This is a genomic window from Tahibacter aquaticus, assembly GCF_004363655.1.
Taxonomy (GTDB): domain Bacteria; phylum Pseudomonadota; class Gammaproteobacteria; order Xanthomonadales; family Rhodanobacteraceae; genus Tahibacter; species Tahibacter aquaticus.
This window is the reverse complement of record NZ_SNZH01000003.1, coordinates 213,089-230,282: the sequence shown is the minus strand read 5'-3', so window position 1 is coordinate 230,282 and position 17,194 is coordinate 213,089. Positions and strand designations below refer to the sequence as shown.

Below are 17,194 nucleotides of genomic sequence, written 5' to 3'. Positions count from 1 at the left end.
TCTTTCTCTTTGGGCAAGCAAAGAGAAAGAAGGTCGCGGGCCGCAGGCGGGCGAAACCGCCTTTGCTTTGGGCTCCGAACCACAGCGGCCCCTGCAGGCAGGCGAAACCGCCTTTACTTCGGGCTCCGAACCAAAGCAGCACTGCAGGCGCGCGAAACGGCCCGCACCGCGCTAAAACAACAACTCCGCCAACGGCGGACTCCTTCGCGAAAACCAGGCGGCGAAGCAGAGTCCGACACCGCCCCTCACCCCAACCCACTCGCCCGACAGCTGTCGGGCGAGTGGGAGCAAAGCAAAACTCCGAAATACCTTTCCCTTGTTCACTTTTTATAGAACAAGGAAATCGAATCCCAGCAACCGCGAAAAACCGCCTGCGCAAAATCGAAAGTCAAAAAAGCAAACCTCAGGACATCGTCGCAAACACATTCCCCCGCGCCACCACCACCGCATTGCGCCCGGCGTCTTTCGCCCGATACAACGCCTGGTCGCAACGCTTGAGGCATTCCTCCAGCACCTCGCCCGGCTGAATCTCGGCCACACCCAGGCTCAAGGTGACGCGCAAGCCACGCACCGGCGTCACCATGCGCTCGATGCGCGCGCGCAATTCCTCGGCGCGGCGGCAGGCTTCCATCAGGCCAATACCGGGCAGCAGCACAAAGAATTCCTCGCCGCCCCAGCGCGCGGCGTGGCGATTGTCGCCCTGCAGTTTTTCCAGCTCCTGCGCCGCTGCGGTCAGCACCTGGTCGCCGACACCGTGGCCGTACTGGTCGTTGATGCGCTTGAACTGGTCGATATCGGCCAGGATCACGCTGAAACCGCCCTGCCCGCGCGAAGCTTTCACCGCCTGCACCAGCATCTCCAGCATGGCGCGGCGATTGAGCAGGCCGGTAAGGCCATCGGTCAGCGCCGCTTCGGCCAGCAGCGCTTCGACCTGCAGTCGATTCTCGATTTCCGCCTTCAGCTGATGCGTGGCGTCTTCGATCGCCTGGGTGCGTTCCTCGACCTGGTTTTCCAGGCGCGCATTGGCCTGGGTCAGCGCGGTCAATGCCGCTTCGCGCTGCGCTGAGGCCTCGCGCAGCCGGTCGGCGGTAGCATCGAAATCGGCAATGACGCGATCGAATTCGTCGCCGATGGGCGTCTGCCCCGCCGGCCTGGCCTGGCCGGTCGCCAGCGCGCGGCAGCGTTCGCCGAGCAGGCGTATGCGTTTCTGCAGGCTGTCGGCGAGCAGGCGCGACAGCACCAGTGCCAGCAGCACGCCGAACAGCAGCGCGACCAGAGTGGTCAGGCGCAAGGTGCGCAAGCTGCGCTGCAGGCTTTCCGCATCCAGGCGCACGCCGACGACATAGTGCTGCGGCGCGGTGCCGATGCTGCTCAGCGCCGACAGCTCGGCCCGGGCACTGGCCGCCGTGCGGATGTTGCTGACGACCGCATGCTCGATGCCGCGGCGCAGCAATTCATTCTCTTCCAGCGTCAGGAAATCGCTGCGCACGCTGGCATTGTCGGGCAGGCTGGTGGCGAGTATGCGCACGGCCTCGCCGCGCGGCTCGACCACATAGGCACTGGCCAGATCGGGATTGGTCTTGATCGCACGGCGCAGGCGGCCGGCGATACGTTCGCCGGCGGCCGAGTCGGCGCGATCGCTCAGGGCACGGATGTCGTCCAGGTCCAGCGAGGCTTCGATCAGGCGCACGTTGTCGAGCAGGCGCAAGCCTACGGCGTCCAGCATCTGGCCGGAAACCGACCAGTACATATAGGCGCCCAGCGCGCCGGCACCCAGCAGAATCACTGCCAGGTGGCTCAACATCAAGCGTCGTTTGATCGTGAGCACCTGTTCCCCCGTTGCGCGCTCCCTTCCCGGCAGCGCTGACCCGGACCCGAGTATAGGGCACGTCGAAAAAGTGCGGTTCGAGGCCACGGCAAGCGTATTCGCCCCCGCGGATGCCACCCGGCAGCGGGCGCCTGCGTAATTTTGCAGCATCGCAGCATGCCCGGCCGGCGCCTTGCCTCGCTGTTCGGGCATGAACTACGCTCGGCCAACTTATGCGGCGGGATTTCCTTCCTCCGCTGTCCGGCAACGGCTTACCGGGTTTGGGGAAAAATTCATGCTGGCTGCCCTTGGGCATATCGCGTTCGGCCTGTTCGGCCTGTTTGTTCTCGTTCTGATTGCGTATGCGTTTTCCAACAACAAGCGCTCGGTTGACTGGCGCCTGGTCATCACCGGCATTTCGCTGCAGATCGGTTTCGCCACGGCTGTGCTGCTCGGCGGCCGCATCGAGACCGGCCTGGCCGAGCTGGCGCCCATCGTTCACACCGAGTGGTACTGGTTCGTCACCCGCCTGGCGGTGTTCCTGCTGGTCGCCTTCCCGGCCAGCTGGATCGTCGGGCAGTTCCTGCGCGACGAACAGCGCATGGCCAAGGTGCGCAAGGTATTGCTGATGCTGCTGGCGCTCGACGCCGTGCTGGCCATTCCGCTGTACGGCGCGATTTTCGATTCGCTCGGTCGCGGTTTTGTACATTTGCTGGAATTCAACAAGGTCGGCTCGGAATTCATCTTCGGCAAACTGCTGGACGCCAGCGCGTTCGGTTTCATCTTCGCCTTCCAGGTATTGCCCACCATCATCTTCTTCGCCGCACTGATGGGCGTGCTGTACTACCTCGGCGTCATGCAGCAGATCGTCAAGGGCATGACCTGGGGCATCACCAAGGTGATGAACGTCTCCGGCGCCGAAACCACCTCGGTCTGCGCCAGCGTCTTCATCGGCCAGACCGAAGCACCGCTGACCATCAAGCCCTACCTGGAAAAAATGACCGAGTCGGAACTGATGACGGTCATGATCGGCGGCATGGCGCATATCGCCGGCGGCGTGCTGGCGGCCTACGTGGGACTGCTCGGCAAGGGCGACCCGGTGCAGATGGCGATGTACGCCAAGCACCTGCTCGCCGCCAGCATCATGGCCGCACCGGCCACGCTGGTCCTGGCCAAGATCCTGATCCCCGAGACGCGCGAACCGCTGACCCGCGGCAGCGTGCGCATCGAAGTGGAAAACCACAGCGCCAACGTGATCGACGCCGCCGCGAGCGGTGCCGGCGACGGCCTCAAGCTGGCGCTCAATGTCGGCGCCATGCTGCTGGCCTTCATCGCCCTGATCGCGGTACTGAATGCACCGCTGAAGTGGCTGGGCACGGTGACCTGGTCGGGCAAGCTGGTCGCCCTGCTCGGCGTCTGCGGCGTGCTGCTGGCGGTGGCCGCCGTGTACGCGCGCCGCCTGCCCGGCCCTGTGGAAAGTTCGCTGCTGGTCGATGCCAGCGGCGCGCCCCTCGCCACGCCGCAGCCCGCCAACACCTCGCTGTTCTGGCTGCTGGTACTGTCCGGCGCGGCCTGCCTGCTGCTGGCGTCGGTGGCCTATGCGGCCGACGGCGCCACCCTCAACGCCTGGCTGTCGCAGGGCAAGAGCGTGCCGGTCACGCTGAGCCTGCAGACCATCCTGGGCTACGTGCTGTCGCCGATCGCCTGGCTGATCGGCGTGCCCTGGCAGGACGCGGTGCTGGTCGGCGGTTTCATCGGCGAGAAAGTGGTGCTGAACGAATTCGTCGCCTATGTGGATTTGTCCAACAACATGCATCTGCTGCAGGAGCACAGCCGCGTCGTCGCCGCCTATGCGCTGTGCGGCTTCGCCAACTTCTCCTCCATCGCAATCCAGATCGGCGGCATCGGCGGACTGGCGCCCGGCCGGCGTGCCGACCTCGCCCGCTTCGGCCTGCGCGCCGTGCTCGGCGGCTCGCTCGCCACGTTCATGACGGCGACCATCGCCGGCGTGCTCAACCAGCTCTGAGCACGACGTGGCGCGCAGCTGGGACGATCGCGTGAACGCCCTGTCCGACCAGGACTGGGCCTGGTGGCCGCTGCTGTCGCTGCGGCCACTGCGCGAGCAGGCGCTGAGCCATGCGCGCCTGCTGCAGATCGTGCTCGGCTTCGGCGGCGTCTGCGCGTGCTTCAGCGTGCTGCTGTACTGGCTGCTGTTCGACACGCCGGACTGGCTCGTCGCTGCATCGCTGGCCGGCGTTACCGTCGCCCTGTTCTACGCCGCCGCGCGGCTGACCCTCTACCGTAGCTGGAACCGGCGCGCAGCGCGGCTGCGCAGCGACGTCGATCCACTCTAGCCGCATCACTGCAGGTTTCCCGGCATGTCCCACGTCGTCGTCGTCGGTTCGTACAACCAGGATCATGTCTGGCGCATCGACCGTTTTCCCCAGCCCGGCGAAACCCGCCGCGGCCTGGATTTCTTCACCGGTCCCGGCGGCAAGGGCTTCAACCAGGCCGTCGCCAGTGCGCGCCAACAGGCGCCAACCGCGTTCATCGGCGCGCTGGGCGACGACTCGCTCGCCCGCGTCGCGCGCGAACTGGCCCAGGCAGAAGGGATGGACGCCCGCTGGCAGGTCTGCGCCGGCACGCCGACCGGCTCCTGCGGCATCCTGGTCGATGCCCAGGGACAGAACCAGATCGTGCTGAACCTGGCGGCGAACGAACAGCTGGACGCCACATTCGTGCGCGCCCAGGCCGACCTGTTCGCCAGCGCCGCGGTTGTGCTGGTGCAGATGGAAACCCGCATCGAACCGATCCGTGCCGCGCTCGAATCCGCCCGCCCCGGCTGCGTGCGCCTGCTCAACCCGGCACCGGTACATGCCCAGATCGACGCCAGCCTGCTCGCCCTGGCCGACCTGATCACGCCGAACGAAACCGAATTCGCCGAGCTGCTGCACCGCTGTGCCGGCGTGACGCAAAACGCAGACGCCATCGCCAGCCTGGCCGATGCCGAACTGCATGCCCTGTGCCGCCGTCTCGGCAGCGCCAGCCTGATCGTCACGCTGGGCGCCCGCGGCTGCTTCGTCTCGCATGCCGATGCGGCACGCTGGGCGGACAACGCCGACCACTACCGCGTAGCCGCCGCCAGCGTGCAGCCGCGCGACACCACCGGCGCCGGCGACGCCTTCAACGGCGCCCTCGCCGCCCGGCTCACCCTCGCCCCGCAGCAACCCTTGCGCGATGCCGTGGCCCAGGCCGTGCGCGTCGCCGGCCTCAGCACCGAACGCCCCGGCGCGGCTGCGGCCATGCCGACGGCAGACGAGGTGCGTGTGCGGTTCGGCTAGCCTGCAGTACACCCGGTGGCCTGAATACAAGTGCGGGTGGATTTCGCCGCGGGACAGAGCGTGGCGAGAATCCGTGTGTACCTGCTGCGCAAAAAACGCGACGGAATTCCTTGACTTCGCCGGGAATGCCGCGCCGTTCGTACTTTTACCAAATCATAACAAGTCAACAATTCCATGAAATTTATTTCATGGGGAATTTTTGATCATTGTTCACGCCGGTTTGCGTTTGGAATGTCTGCACGACGCGCCCCCTTGATCGGACCGCAACGCCGGTCCGCCGCGGCGTGCGCGACGGCCCTGCCGTCGCCCACTACGACGATGGAGTACAACCCGTGAACACGTTCACCCGTACCATCCTTGCGTCATCGCTCGCTTTCGCCTGCGCACAGGCTTCCGCCGCCGAATTCGGCGCTTGGCATCAGGTGCAGAAGGGTGTGATCGAACGCACCAATGCCGACGGCAGCAGCAGCCGCGCCACCTACGGCCCGGCCGGTGCCCAGTACACCTACGACCGGCTGCAAGCGCGCATCGCCGAGATCGAAAGCGGCAAGGTCGGCGTGCTCGACAGCCTGGCCGAGCTGCAATCCGTCTATGCAGCCCTGGGCGTTGCCGCCTCGGCGCGGTTGGCCGCACCCGATGCCAGCGCCGCCAACGACGACTGGCTCGCGCCGATGAAAGTCGGCCCCGTGATCAACGCGGCCGACTACACCGACACCATCTGCAGCGGCCACTACGCCGAGTTCTGGTCGACCTATACCAACATGTTCGCCACCGCCAGCCTGGTCGCCAAGTCCACCTTGCTGTCGGGCGGATTCTCGCCGCCGCCGCCGGCCATCACACAATGGACGGTCACCGCCAACGCCTCGTTCCTGACCACCGCCGGCGGCACCTGGAACCAGGTCGACACGTACGACATCAGCCCGTCGGGCACCCAGACCACCACCGCCAGCAACGGCGCGCCGCGCACGACAGGCTACTGCGACGGCTACAGCCTGGGCCAGGTATCGGTGTTCTGTCCCGGCGGCGGCGGCGACTACGCCTCGTACGAACGCTGGTACGTCGGCTGTCCGTAACCGCAGCACCTGCGCGGCCCGGCGCCGGGCCGCGCACCCCCGCTACGGCGCGGCCGCGACGCAGGCGGGAATCCCCGCCCAATCGGGCAAATTGCGTGATTCGACCCCGTCGTTGACCAATTTTTAGTCAGCATTGGGTAATTTTTGCCCAGCGACGGGCTCGTGGGACCCAAGCGTGCGTAATTTTTACCCTACGTAGGGTTCGCAGGACCCACGCGCGGGTTCGCGAGGCCCAGCGTTGGGTAAAAATTGCCCGACGAAGCGTTCAAGGGGCCCGACGATGGGTTCGCGAGACCCACCCGAGGGTTCGCCGGAGTCATCCACGCGGTCCCGGCTTGCGCTGTCGACGCAACGCGACCCAAGGGAGGGGGCCGGCAACCCGGCCGCCCCAGCGGGGCAGCGACCGGGCCGGATCACCGATGCCGCGCTAGCCGTCGCGGCACTCCGCCGCCTGCAGCAGCCCCTTCGCATCCCGCGACAAGATCGCAATTGCCTCCAGCAACGGCGCATGCCCGCGCCGCCCAGGCGCCTCCACCTGCACCGTCAACAGCGCATCGCTGAGCGAACTCACCGCGGTGATGCGCGCCATCGCCTCATTGCGCAATGCCTGTTGCTGGGCGGGCGTAGCGGCGGCGTAGGCGAACAGCACGGCGGGGGCGGCCGGGTCGTCGTTGGCCAGGGGGTAGAACGAGCCGTTGGGGGTCATGGTGACGGCCTCCAGAAACGCTGAGAGGACGCGCGGACTAGCGACAGGCAACAACGACCAAACGGATGAACACACATCATGTCGAACTCCTATGTTGGAGCCCGCCACTTCTTCGCCAAAAGAAAGGTGGCGGACGGTGTGCAGGTTGGCGAACCGGTCATAGGGCACCGGCGAGCCTTGCGGCTCCCCGCACACCGCCGCCATAAAGCGGTATCCACACCGTCACGAATGCCGGACATGAAAAAAGCGCCGGCAAGTCGTTGCGGCGCTGGTGCGCCCTACAAGATTCGGGTCGCCAAACCCGGTTGCCGAGTTAGCGGCAACGGGCGCATTGTCAGTACGCAACTTCCATACTGTCAAGCCAAGGAGTCGACAAGCTTGTCACTGGCACTGCCACTCATAAATAGAGGATATGTCCGATTTTTAACGCTATGCCGCATCGCGGTAGCGCCGACGCACCCACTTAAACGGAGTAGTCATGGGCACGAACAGCAAGAGGCGACGCGAGGAGAAACTTCGCAAGAAAGCGAAAAACAATTCGAATCCAAATTTTCGCAGATCCCATGCGCTCGACGCCAAATTAGCGTTGACTGAGTTTGAGACGCTGATCACCAATCTGACGACACCAAAATCAATTACTGAGAAGGTATTGGAGTTCAGTAGAACGCTATCTGACCAGGTTCCGTTCTACATCGATTGCCAACCAGAACCATGGAGCCGTCAAAACTGCTGCGATAGAAACGTAGTTGAATACGCCAAGATTCATGGGGGAGAACCCGTGTTCGGGTTTCGCCTGTGGGCAAATGGCGACATCTATATCGAGGCCGAGAGACATGCAATCTGGAAAGGTAATGAAGAGCTTCGTGACGTATCTTTTGTCAGCTCAGGTGAAACGCACGTCTTATTTGTTCCGGATTCTCAAAATGTCACAGGTGGCTTCGACGCGGCGCCACAGAAGATCCGATATGCATTTACTCCGCACCGGAGGCAGGTCATCGCAACCATTAATGCATTGGAATCAGCAGCGCCAATCGGACAAATGACGAGTGAAGAATCGTGGCGGGTCATGCCGACTTATGCACAATGGCAGAACGGAAAGCGCATGCCAAACTATGTACCCGTACATCTTTTGGGTGGCCCCTGACGAGCGAAAACCGGCCCCGTCGCCCGATTAGTATCTCGACACAGCCAGATCTACCGGTTTTCACATCTCGCTAGGTTGTTGTGCTGGCAACCATGCCTGAAATATCTGGGCGCAGACCTAGTTGATCGGCTCGCGTCGATACACGCAACCATGGTTCTTCGATTCGATGAGTACTGGCTTTCAGCAGATCGTCGTCGCAAGCGCTTGCTCCGGCTCCCACCTGCCCTACCGGATTTCCCGGCGCGGCCCGGTACAATCCACCCCATGCTCCACATCGGCCCCCACCCCATCTCCCCGCCCCTGATCCTGGCCCCCATGGCTGGCGTCACCGACAAACCGTTCCGCCTGCTGGCCAAGCGCCTCGGCGCCGGCCTTGCGGTATCGGAGATGACCACGAGCGATCCGCGCCTCTGGCATACGCGCAAATCGCTGGCCCGCATGGACCATGTGGACGAGCCTGCGCCGATCAGCGTGCAGATCGCCGGCTACGATCCGCAGATGCTGGCCGAGGCGGCGCGCTACAACGTTGCCCATGGCGCGCAGATCATCGATATCAACATGGGCTGCCCGGCCAAGAAGGTCTGCAATGTCTACGCAGGCTCGGCGCTGCTGCAGGACGAGGCGCTGGTCGCGCGCATCGTGACGGCAGTGGCGAAGGCGGTCGAGGTGCCGGTGACGCTGAAGATCCGCACGGGCTGGAACCGGGACAACCGCAACGGCGTGACGATTGCGCGCATTGCCGAAGACGCCGGCATTGCCGCGCTGGCGGTGCACGGGCGCACCCGCGCCGATCTGTACAACGGCGAGGCGGAATACGCCACCATCGCGGCGATCAAGCAGAGCGTCCGCATTCCGGTGCTGGCCAACGGCGATATCGATTCGCCGCAGAAGGCCGCCGAGGTGTTGCGCCTGACCGGCGCCGACGGCCTGCTGATCGGCCGCGCCGCGCAGGGACGGCCGTGGATCTTCCGCGAGATCGCGCATTTTCTCGCCCGCGGCGAACGCCTGGCCGCGCCGTCGGCGGACGAAGTGGCGGCCATCCTGCTGGAACATCTGCAGCATCTGCATCGTTTTTACGGCGAGATCGCCGGTGTGCGCATCGCGCGCAAGCACCTGGGCTGGTATGCCAAGGACCGGCCGGAAAACGCGGCCTTCCGCGCCGTGGTCAACCGCGCCGAGAGCGCCGCGGAGCAGATCCGCCTGACACGCGAGTATTTCGACGCGCAACACGCGGCGCCTCTGCACGCCGCCGCCTGAGTTCGCGCGGCCAGACTGTTCGGCCCCGCCATCGAGCTGCGTTCTCGCAGGGGCACAGGCAACGGCGCATGCGCAGCGGGTGACTACAACGCTGTGCCGGCAAGGCGCGGCACCGTGCCCTTGACACCCCGACCTGCAATCGCCTATCCACCGCGCCAGCCCCGTCCTTCGAGCGAGCATGTCCGACACCGATCCCACCGTCGCCAATCGCCGCCCCATCGCGGCACGCGGGCTGGCCTCGATGCAGCGCATCGCGGCGCGGCTGGCGCGCAGCGGCGTCACGCCGAATGCGATTTCGGTCGCCAGCATCGTGTTCGCCGCGGCCGGCGCAGCGGCGCTGCTCTGGCTGCCCTCGCCCTGGGGCGCCTGGGCCTGCGCCCTGGGCATTCAACTGCGCCTGCTGTGCAACCTGTTCGACGGCATGGTGGCCATCGAAGGCCGGCGCCAGACCGCCACCGGCGCGCTGTACAACGAAGTGCCGGACCGCATCGCCGACAGCCTGCTGCTGGTCGCGCTGGGCGTGGCCGCCGGCCAACCCTGGCTGGGCTGGCTGGGCGCGCTGCTCGCGGCACTGACCGCCTATGTGCGCACGCTCGGCGGCGCGCTGGGCCAGGCGCAGGATTTCCGCGGCCCGCTGGCCAAGCAGCAGCGCATGGCCGTGATGACCGCAGCCTGCGTGCTGGCGCCGCTGGAACTCTGGCTATGGCAAAGCCGCTGGAGCCTGCTGCTCGCCGCCGCACTGATTGCCGCTGGTTCGGCCCTGACCTGTCTCACCCGCCTGCGCGCGATCGCACAACGCCTGGAGACCGCCGCATGATGGTGCGTGGAGCCGCCGCCACCCTGGTCGGCCTGACCCGCCTGCTGGTCGGCGCACGCGCAGACTGGCGCGCCGAACCGAGCACGCAGCAGTCGCTGTATTTCGCCAACCACAGTTCGCACCTGGATACCTTGGCGATCTGGAGCGCGCTGAGTCCCGAGCAGCGCCGCGTGACGCGGCCCGTGGCCGCGCGCGACTACTGGGACAAGCCGGGCCTGCGCACCTTCCTGTCCGGCCGCGTGCTGCGCGCCATCCTGATCGAGCGGCGCCGCGACGCCCAGGCGGCCGATCCGCTGCTGCCGGTGTTTGCCGCGCTGGAACAGGGCGATTCGCTGATCCTGTTCCCCGAAGGCACGCGCACGGCAGAACGCCTGCCGCAGCCGTTCCGCGGCGGCCTGCACCGCATTGCCGAGGCGTTTCCGCAATTGCAGCTGGTGCCGGCGTATCTGGATACCTTGCACCGCAGCCTGCCCAAGGGTTCGCACGTGCCGCTGCCGCTCTACTGCACGGTGCGTTTCGGCGCCGCGCTGGCGCGCGAGGCCGGCGAAGCACGGGCAGCCTTCCTCGCCCGCGCCCATCAGTCCGTGGTCACCCTGGCCGGCGGCGAACGCAAGGCGTCCGCATGAACACGCAACAGAAACTGCTCTGGGTCTTCGGCGGCATCGTCGCCCTGCTCGCGCTGGCCTCGGCCATCGGCTGGCTGCTGCAGCGGCGCAAGGGCCCGACCGAGGTCATTCGCAACCTGAATGCCCGCGTCAATGCCTGGTGGGCCATGGTAGCGGTGCTCGGTGCCTGCTTCTGGCTGGGGCCGATTGCGACTTTGGTGGTTTTTGCCTTTATCTCGTTTTTCGCGCTGCGCGAATTCATCACGCTGACGCCGACCCGCGCCGGCGACCACAAGCCGCTGGCGGTGGCCTTCTACGTGCTGGTGCCACTGCAGTATTGGCTTATCCAGCAGGAGTGGTACGGCCTGTTCGCGATCTTCATTCCGGTCTACGGCTTTCTTGGCCTGCCGGTGCTGGCAGTATTCGCCGGCGATACCGAGGATTTTCTCGAACGCGTCACCAAGATCCAGTGGGGCGTGATGATCGCGGTCTACTGCATCAGCCATGCGCCGGCGCTGCTGATCCTCAACCTGCCCGGCTTCGAAGGCCAGGGCGCGCTGTTGCTGCTGTACCTGATGCTGGTGGTGCAGATCAGCGACGTGATGCAGTACGTGTTCGGCAAGCTGTTCGGGCGGCACAAGCTGGCGCCGAAGGTGAGCCCGTCCAAGACCGTCGAAGGTCTCATCGGCGGCGGCCTCGCGGCCACCGGCATCGGCACGGCGCTGTGGTGGATCACGCCGTTCACGCCGCTGCAGTCGGCGCTGATGTCGCTGGTGATCGTGATCTGCGGCGTGTTCGGCGGCCTGGCCCTGTCGGCGGTCAAGCGCAGCCTGGGTGCCAAGGACTGGGGCAGCATGATCGAAGGCCACGGCGGCATGATGGACCGCATGGATTCGGTCTGCTTCGCCGCGCCGGTATTTTTCCACCTTACGCGCTATTTCTTTATCGGCTGAATGCCGCCACGGCGGCCGCCACAGGAGTTATGCATGCACGCGATCCGATACCTGCTGTTGCCGCTGCTGCTCGCCGCCGCCTGCGGCGCCGCCGCCGCCGAGGATGCGCGCCTGGCGCAGATCTGGCCCGAACACCAGCAACGCCTGCGCGAGCCGCAGAAGACCGTCGATGCGGTGAACGCCGACCCGGGCATTCCGCGCAGCGATGCCGAAGCCAAGGCCGTGGTCGAGGAATTGCTGGCCGAAGCGCATCTGCCGCTGGACGGCAAGGCGCTGCTGGGCGAATGGCGCGTGCGCTCGCTGCAGGGCACGCGCTACGGCGTGTTTCCGTATCCCTGGTTCAAGGCCCGCGTATCGGAACGCGACGGCAAGCTGTTCTTCGAAAAACTGACCGGCTCGCAACGCCGCAGCGGCTGGCTGCTGCCACCGGCCGATGGCAAGGGCGACTGGTTTTTCGTCGGCGGCGCCTCGGTCAACGAAGACCCGCAGGTCGGCTACAGCAAGGCCGACGGTGCGAGTGAAGCGCGCGCCAGCGACAGCGTCGGCCTGGCCTGGGGCATCGCTGAAGATCGCGTGCTGATGCTGCTGGATACGCGCGGCGATGACTACGAGGTCTACCAGCTGAAGCGGCCGTAAGCGCCACCTCCGCTGCGACGGCCGTCGCGGCATTCTTTGACATGGACGTCTATACGTCCTAACGTCCGCCCCGCTGTAGGTCCCCGGAGTCACGCCCGGGGTGAAAAGGGAATCCGGTGCAATTCCGGAGCTGCCCCGCAGCGGTAAGTGGAAACGAACCCCGCCAATAGCACTGGTGGCCGGCCCGAAAGGGCGACGGCTGCCGGGAAGCGGCGGGCACTAGGCAATCCGGCCAGCGCGCCGGCCCTGTCCACAAGCCCGAAGACCTGCCACAGCCGGACGCCGTGTTGGCGTCTGACCCGACCTGGAGCTTCCGCGGGGAAGCTTGGGCACCGCGACGCATCCGCGTCGCGGTCGCTTGCGTCTCCGCGTTGTTCCGGTTCGCCCGCGGGGGCGAAGGTCGACGGCCTGGCAGACGCTGCGCCGCACCCTTCGTTCCTCTAGCGTACTTGTTCACAACGCAAAGAGGATACGCAATGTCCATCGTTACACACCTGGGTTTCCCACGCATAGGCGCCAAGCGGGAGCTGAAATTCGCCCTGGAAGCGCATTGGCGCGGCGAAGCCGATGCGCAGGAACTGCCGCGCATCGCTGCTGACCTGCGCCAGCGCCATTGGCAGCTGGCGCGGGAAGCCGGCGCCGACGTGGTGCCGGTCAACGATTTCTCCCTGTACGACCATGTGCTCGACCACGCCGTGCTGTTCGACGCCGTGCCCGACAGCCATCGCCCGCTGCTGGCTGACGACGCACTGGCCGGTTACTTCGCGCTGGCGCGCGGGCGCCAGTCCGGCGGGCACGATCTGCGCGCGCTGGAAATGACCAAGTGGTTCGATACCAATTACCACTATCTGGTGCCCGAGCTGCAGCGCGGCCAGCGCTTCCGCCTCAGCGGCGACAAGCCGCTGGCGCACTGGCGCGAAGCGCGCGAACTAGGCCATGACGCGCGGCCGGTGCTGCTGGGCCCTGTGTCGTTCCTGCTGCTGGCCAAGACGGTCGACGGCAGCGAGCGGCTGGACCTGCTCGATGCGCTGCTGCCCTGCTATGCGGAACTGCTAGGCCAGCTGGCCGCGGCCGGCGTGGAATGGGTGCAGCTGGACGAGCCCTGCCTGGTGCTCGATCTCGACGAGGCCGCGCGCAAGGCCTATGCACGCGCCTATGCGGCGCTGGCCGAAGTGGCTTCGCCCAAGCGGCTGCTGGCGACTTATTTCGGTCCGCTGCTGGACAACCTGGCCCTGGTGCAAAGCCTGCCGGTGCACGGCCTGCATGTCGATCTGGCCCGCGCGCCGCAGCAGCTGTCCGCGGTACTCGACAGCCTGCCCGAGGGACGCGTGCTCAGCACCGGCCTGATCGACGGACGCAATATCTGGCGCGCCGATCTGGACCAGGCGCTGGCCCTGGCACAACGCGCGCATAAAGCGGTCGGCAGCGAGCATCTCTGGCTGTCTTCGTCCTGCTCGCTGCTGCACGTGCCGGTAGACCTGGCGCACGAGACCGCGCTGGCCGCGCCGCTGAAAAGCTGGCTGGCGTTTGCGCGGCAGAAAATCGCCGAACTGGCCGTCGTGCGCTGCGCCCTGGACGGCGAGGCGGACAGCGAGGCAGCTCTGAACGAGGCGCGCCGTGCCCGCGCTACGCGCCTGCTGTCGCCTCTGGTGCAGAAGCCGGCCGTGCGCGAACGCGCCGCGGCCGCCAGCGCCGAACACGGCCAGCGCCAATCCACGTTTGCACAACGAAGCATCGTGCAGCAGCAGGCACTGCAGCTGCCAGCCTTCCCCACCACCACCATCGGCTCGTTTCCGCAGACCGGCCCGGTACGCGAGGCGCGGGCACGCCACCGCAAGGGCAGCATCGACGAAGCAGGCTATGTGGACTTCCTGCGTGCCGAGACCGAGCGCGCCGTGCGCGCGCAGGAACAGATCGGCCTGGACGTGCTGGTACACGGCGAGTTCGAACGCAACGACATGGTCGAGTACTTCGGCGAGCAGCTGTCGGGCTATGCCTTCACCCGCAACGGCTGGGTGCAAAGCTACGGCTCGCGCTGCGTCAAGCCGCCGATCATCTACGGCGACGTGGCACGCCCCGCGCCGATGACAGTCGAATGGTCGCGCTATGCCCAGTCGCTGACGCCGCTGCCGATGAAGGGCATGCTGACCGGCCCGGTGACGATGCTGGCCTGGTCGTTCGTGCGCGACGACCAGCAACGCGCCGAAACCTGCCGCCAGATCGCCCTGGCCCTGCGCGACGAAGTGCTGGAACTGGAGGCCGCCGGCATCGGCATCATCCAGATCGACGAGCCGGCCCTGCGCGAAGGTCTGCCGCTGCGCCGTGCCGACTGGGCGGCGTACCTGGACTGGGCGGTGGAGAGTTTCCGCCTCTGCGCCAACGGCGTCGCCGACGCGACCCAGATCCACACCCACATGTGCTATTCGGAGTTCAACGACATCATCGAGGCGGTGGCGGCCATGGACGCCGACGTGGTGTCGATCGAAACCTCGCGCTCGCGCATGGAACTGCTGGACGCGTTCGTGCGCTATCGCTATCCGAACGGCATCGGCCCGGGCGTGTACGACATCCATTCGCCGCGCGTGCCCAGCGAGCAGGAAATGCTGGATCTGCTGCGCAAGGCGCGCGGGCTGATTCCGCCGCAGCAGCTGTGGGTAAACCCCGATTGCGGGCTGAAGACGCGCGACTGGCCCGAGGTGAAGGCCGCACTGGAACAGATGGTCGCGGCGACGCGCGTGCTGCGCGCGGAGCTGGCTGCCTGAGGAACACAGCTGCCTGAAGAACAGGCCGCCCGAAAACGACAACGCCGCGGATTGAAATCCGCGGCGTTGTTTTCAACACAGGCTGATCACGCCGAGGCGATCAGGGCTGAAAGCCGTTCTGGAAGATGGCGTCCGTCTGCGTCGGCACTGTCACGGCATAGGTGCAGCTGGTGTTGTAGGCCTGGGCGATCGCGGCCACGTTGGCGAAGTTCTGCACCGCCGCGGCGTTGATCACGGCCTGGGCGGCCGCCTTCTGGTTGCTGCTGGACGTGGTGCCCGACAGGCCAACCAGGAAGGCCTTGTCCATGGCCTGGCCGCCGATCGCGGTGCGCGCCAGATGATTGCACGAAGCCCAGTACTGGCCCTGCGCGTGGATGCCCGAGCCGAGGTTGCCCGGATAGGTGTGGTTGGTCTGCCAGTTGGTGACGCGGCCGGCCCAGAACGGGTTGTGGCCGTCCCAGCTGAAGGTCCAGTTGTAGGCCGTGTCGCCAGGAGCCCACTGGTTCGGATAGTCGCGGCTCCAGGCCTGGGCGAGGTAGTCGCCCGTGCCTTCGGACAGGCCCTGCGTCTGCGACAGGCCGCCGTTGGTGATCCAGTCGTGGATGCCGTGGCCCAGCTCGTGCACGATCACGTCAGCATCCTGCGCATCGTCCACGCCGCCTTCGCCGAACACCAGCTCGCCGGTACCGCTGTCGTAATGCGAGTTGTCGTCGCCGGCTTCGCCATGCGGGTCGAAGCGCACGCCGCCGGTGTAGTGACGCGTCGGCAGCGACACCACGCCCAGGGTCTGGTTGGTATAGCGCAGGAAGGAATCGACATGGTGATAGACCATCACCGCGTCGAAGGTCAGTGCCGAACGCGTGACCGAGAAATTGGTGCTGGCCTGGACCGGGCAGGCGGCGTCGGTCGGGGCTTCCCATTCCCAGCAGTTGGCGAAGGGACCGCTGAGCTTGTGGTTGGCGCCGTCCAGGGTGATGTCGCGCAAGGTCACGTTGACCAGTTGCGCGGTCAGCTGCGGCGAATCGGCATTGTTGTTGTCCGGATAGCCGGCCGTGGCGTAGGCCACCTTGGCCGAGGACAACGGGTCCGGCGCCCACACCGTACCGCTGCCGTCGATATGGTGCGTGGTGCTCTCGGCGCGCAGCACGCTGCCGTCGTGCGCGTCGACCAGCACTTCCCAGCCGCCGACGCGGACGTCGCTGCTGCTGACGTTGGTGCGCCAGACCAGGTGGGTCTTGCCGCCGGCCACATGCACCATCAGCTGCGCCTTCTGCGCCCGCAGCGGTGCACCGCCCAGGTGTGCGGCCGCCGCGTCGATCGCCTTGGCGCTGCTCAGCGCCGGCGTCGTATCCACTTCGCCGACATTGGAAACCTTATCGCTTGCAACAAAGATAATCTCGCCGCTGGCGCTGCTGGTGACGGCGATATCGCTGCCGTAGACGGGCAGGCCTTGCTGGCTCTGCTGCACGCGCACCACGCCGATCGCATCGGTCTGGCGTTCGGACGTTACGGCGAGGCTGGCGATTTCCGCGTCGCTCAGGCCCAGCGAGGCACCGCGCGCCGCCAGGAATTCCAAGGTCATGGCCTTGGCCGTAGCCGGCTTCGCCTTGAACTGGGGAACAAACAGCACGGCGGCACTGCCGTCCGCGCGGAACTGCCCCTTGGCGGTTTCGCTCAGTTGCGCCGGCGCGTCGACGCCGACGGCCAGGGCCACTTTCATCGATTCGCGCTGTGCGATCGATTCGGGCGACAGCGCCATCGCGCTCGTGGTCAGCCCCAGCAGGGCCGCGGCAACGGCGCCGCCGAGAATGTTTCGATACTGCTGCATTGCATTCCTCCAAACAAATTGAGCCCGGCTGCGCTCGGGTAGTGGCAGCCTTGAGCCTTGGACCGATCGTTTCTGAAGCACATCGCGCCGGGCCACGGCCGCAACCCGGAATCTGGCGACGCTAGTCGGAGGTCGGCAGCAGCGAAACCGCCAGGACGCGCAGAAACGCCCGACGACAGATACATCTCAAGGCGGACTGAAAATAAGACCTGAGACCCACGCCCCGACAAAACTGCACAATTGCTGCCCGCCCCGCAGGCGCCGT

Annotated in this window: 14 protein-coding genes, 1 pseudogene and 1 riboswitch; of the genes and pseudogenes, 12 read left to right on the top strand and 3 right to left on the bottom strand. The window is 66.2% G+C overall.

What is annotated here, in order from left to right:
• Positions 1–403: 403 nt before the first annotated feature.
• Positions 404–1,804: a GGDEF domain-containing protein gene (locus tag DFR29_RS06510; RefSeq protein WP_166653917.1), complete on the bottom strand. Its 1,401-nt coding sequence runs from the start codon at positions 1,802–1,804 to the stop codon at positions 404–406.
• Between the two features lie 298 nt (positions 1,805–2,102).
• On the opposite strand from DFR29_RS06510, the pseudogene DFR29_RS30475 reads away from it, so the two are divergent.
• From DFR29_RS30475 to DFR29_RS06485, 5 genes and pseudogenes are all read left to right on the top strand, one after another.
• Positions 2,103–2,270 (top strand): annotated as a pseudogene (locus DFR29_RS30475) (Na+ dependent nucleoside transporter N-terminal domain-containing protein); the annotation flags it as partial.
• 165 nt (positions 2,271–2,435) lie between these two features.
• Positions 2,436–3,833: a NupC/NupG family nucleoside CNT transporter gene (locus tag DFR29_RS29030; RefSeq protein ID WP_425598824.1), complete on the top strand. Its 1,398-nt coding sequence runs from the start codon at positions 2,436–2,438 to the stop codon at positions 3,831–3,833.
• Positions 3,834–3,864: 31 nt separating this feature from the next.
• A complete protein-coding gene (locus DFR29_RS06495; protein WP_133817776.1) occupies positions 3,865–4,161 on the top strand; it encodes a hypothetical protein in 297 nt (98 codons plus the stop codon).
• A gap of 24 nt (positions 4,162–4,185) precedes the next feature.
• Positions 4,186–5,148, top strand: coding sequence for a ribokinase (locus DFR29_RS06490; protein ID WP_133817775.1), 963 nt, complete (start codon positions 4,186–4,188; stop codon positions 5,146–5,148).
• Positions 5,149–5,480: 332 nt separating this feature from the next.
• Positions 5,481–6,221, top strand: coding sequence for a hypothetical protein (locus DFR29_RS06485; protein ID WP_133817774.1), 741 nt, complete (start codon positions 5,481–5,483; stop codon positions 6,219–6,221).
• Between the two features lie 427 nt (positions 6,222–6,648).
• Here the strand turns inward: DFR29_RS06485 and DFR29_RS06480 are convergent, their stop codons facing one another.
• Entirely contained in the window at positions 6,649–6,927 is a 279-nt protein-coding gene (locus DFR29_RS06480) for a hypothetical protein (RefSeq protein WP_133817773.1), read from the bottom strand.
• 478 nt (positions 6,928–7,405) lie between these two features.
• Here DFR29_RS06480 and DFR29_RS06475 point away from each other — a divergent pair, with 478 nt between their 5' ends.
• From DFR29_RS06475 to metE, 7 genes are all read left to right on the top strand, one after another.
• Positions 7,406–8,071, top strand: a complete 666-nt coding sequence (locus DFR29_RS06475) for a hypothetical protein (protein ID WP_133817772.1) — start codon at positions 7,406–7,408, stop codon at positions 8,069–8,071.
• Positions 8,072–8,335: 264 nt separating this feature from the next.
• Positions 8,336–9,328, top strand: coding sequence for a tRNA dihydrouridine synthase DusB (gene dusB, locus DFR29_RS06470; protein WP_133817771.1), 993 nt, complete (start codon positions 8,336–8,338; stop codon positions 9,326–9,328).
• A 178-nt stretch (positions 9,329–9,506) separates the two neighbouring features.
• Positions 9,507–10,145 (top strand): CDP-alcohol phosphatidyltransferase family protein, encoded by a 639-nt coding sequence (locus tag DFR29_RS06465; protein WP_133817770.1) that lies wholly within the window; start codon positions 9,507–9,509, stop codon positions 10,143–10,145.
• Positions 10,142–10,771, top strand: coding sequence for a lysophospholipid acyltransferase family protein (locus DFR29_RS06460; protein WP_133817769.1), 630 nt, complete (start codon positions 10,142–10,144; stop codon positions 10,769–10,771). The genes DFR29_RS06465 and DFR29_RS06460 overlap by 4 nt, the downstream gene beginning before the upstream one ends.
• Positions 10,768–11,703 (top strand): phosphatidate cytidylyltransferase, encoded by a 936-nt coding sequence (locus tag DFR29_RS06455; protein WP_133817768.1) that lies wholly within the window; start codon positions 10,768–10,770, stop codon positions 11,701–11,703. Before DFR29_RS06460 ends, DFR29_RS06455 begins: the two co-directional genes overlap by 4 nt.
• A gap of 33 nt (positions 11,704–11,736) precedes the next feature.
• Positions 11,737–12,339 (top strand): DUF4893 domain-containing protein, encoded by a 603-nt coding sequence (locus tag DFR29_RS06450; RefSeq protein ID WP_166653915.1) that lies wholly within the window; start codon positions 11,737–11,739, stop codon positions 12,337–12,339.
• 59 nt (positions 12,340–12,398) lie between these two features.
• A riboswitch (cobalamin riboswitch) is annotated at positions 12,399–12,627 on the top strand.
• Between the two features lie 188 nt (positions 12,628–12,815).
• Positions 12,816–15,101, top strand: a complete 2,286-nt coding sequence (metE, locus tag DFR29_RS06445; protein ID WP_133817766.1) for a 5-methyltetrahydropteroyltriglutamate--homocysteine S-methyltransferase — start codon at positions 12,816–12,818, stop codon at positions 15,099–15,101.
• A gap of 100 nt (positions 15,102–15,201) precedes the next feature.
• Here the strand turns inward: metE and DFR29_RS06440 are convergent, their stop codons facing one another.
• Positions 15,202–16,929 (bottom strand): PepSY domain-containing protein, encoded by a 1,728-nt coding sequence (locus tag DFR29_RS06440; RefSeq protein WP_133817765.1) that lies wholly within the window; start codon positions 16,927–16,929, stop codon positions 15,202–15,204.
• Between the last annotated feature and the right edge of the window lie 265 nt (positions 16,930–17,194).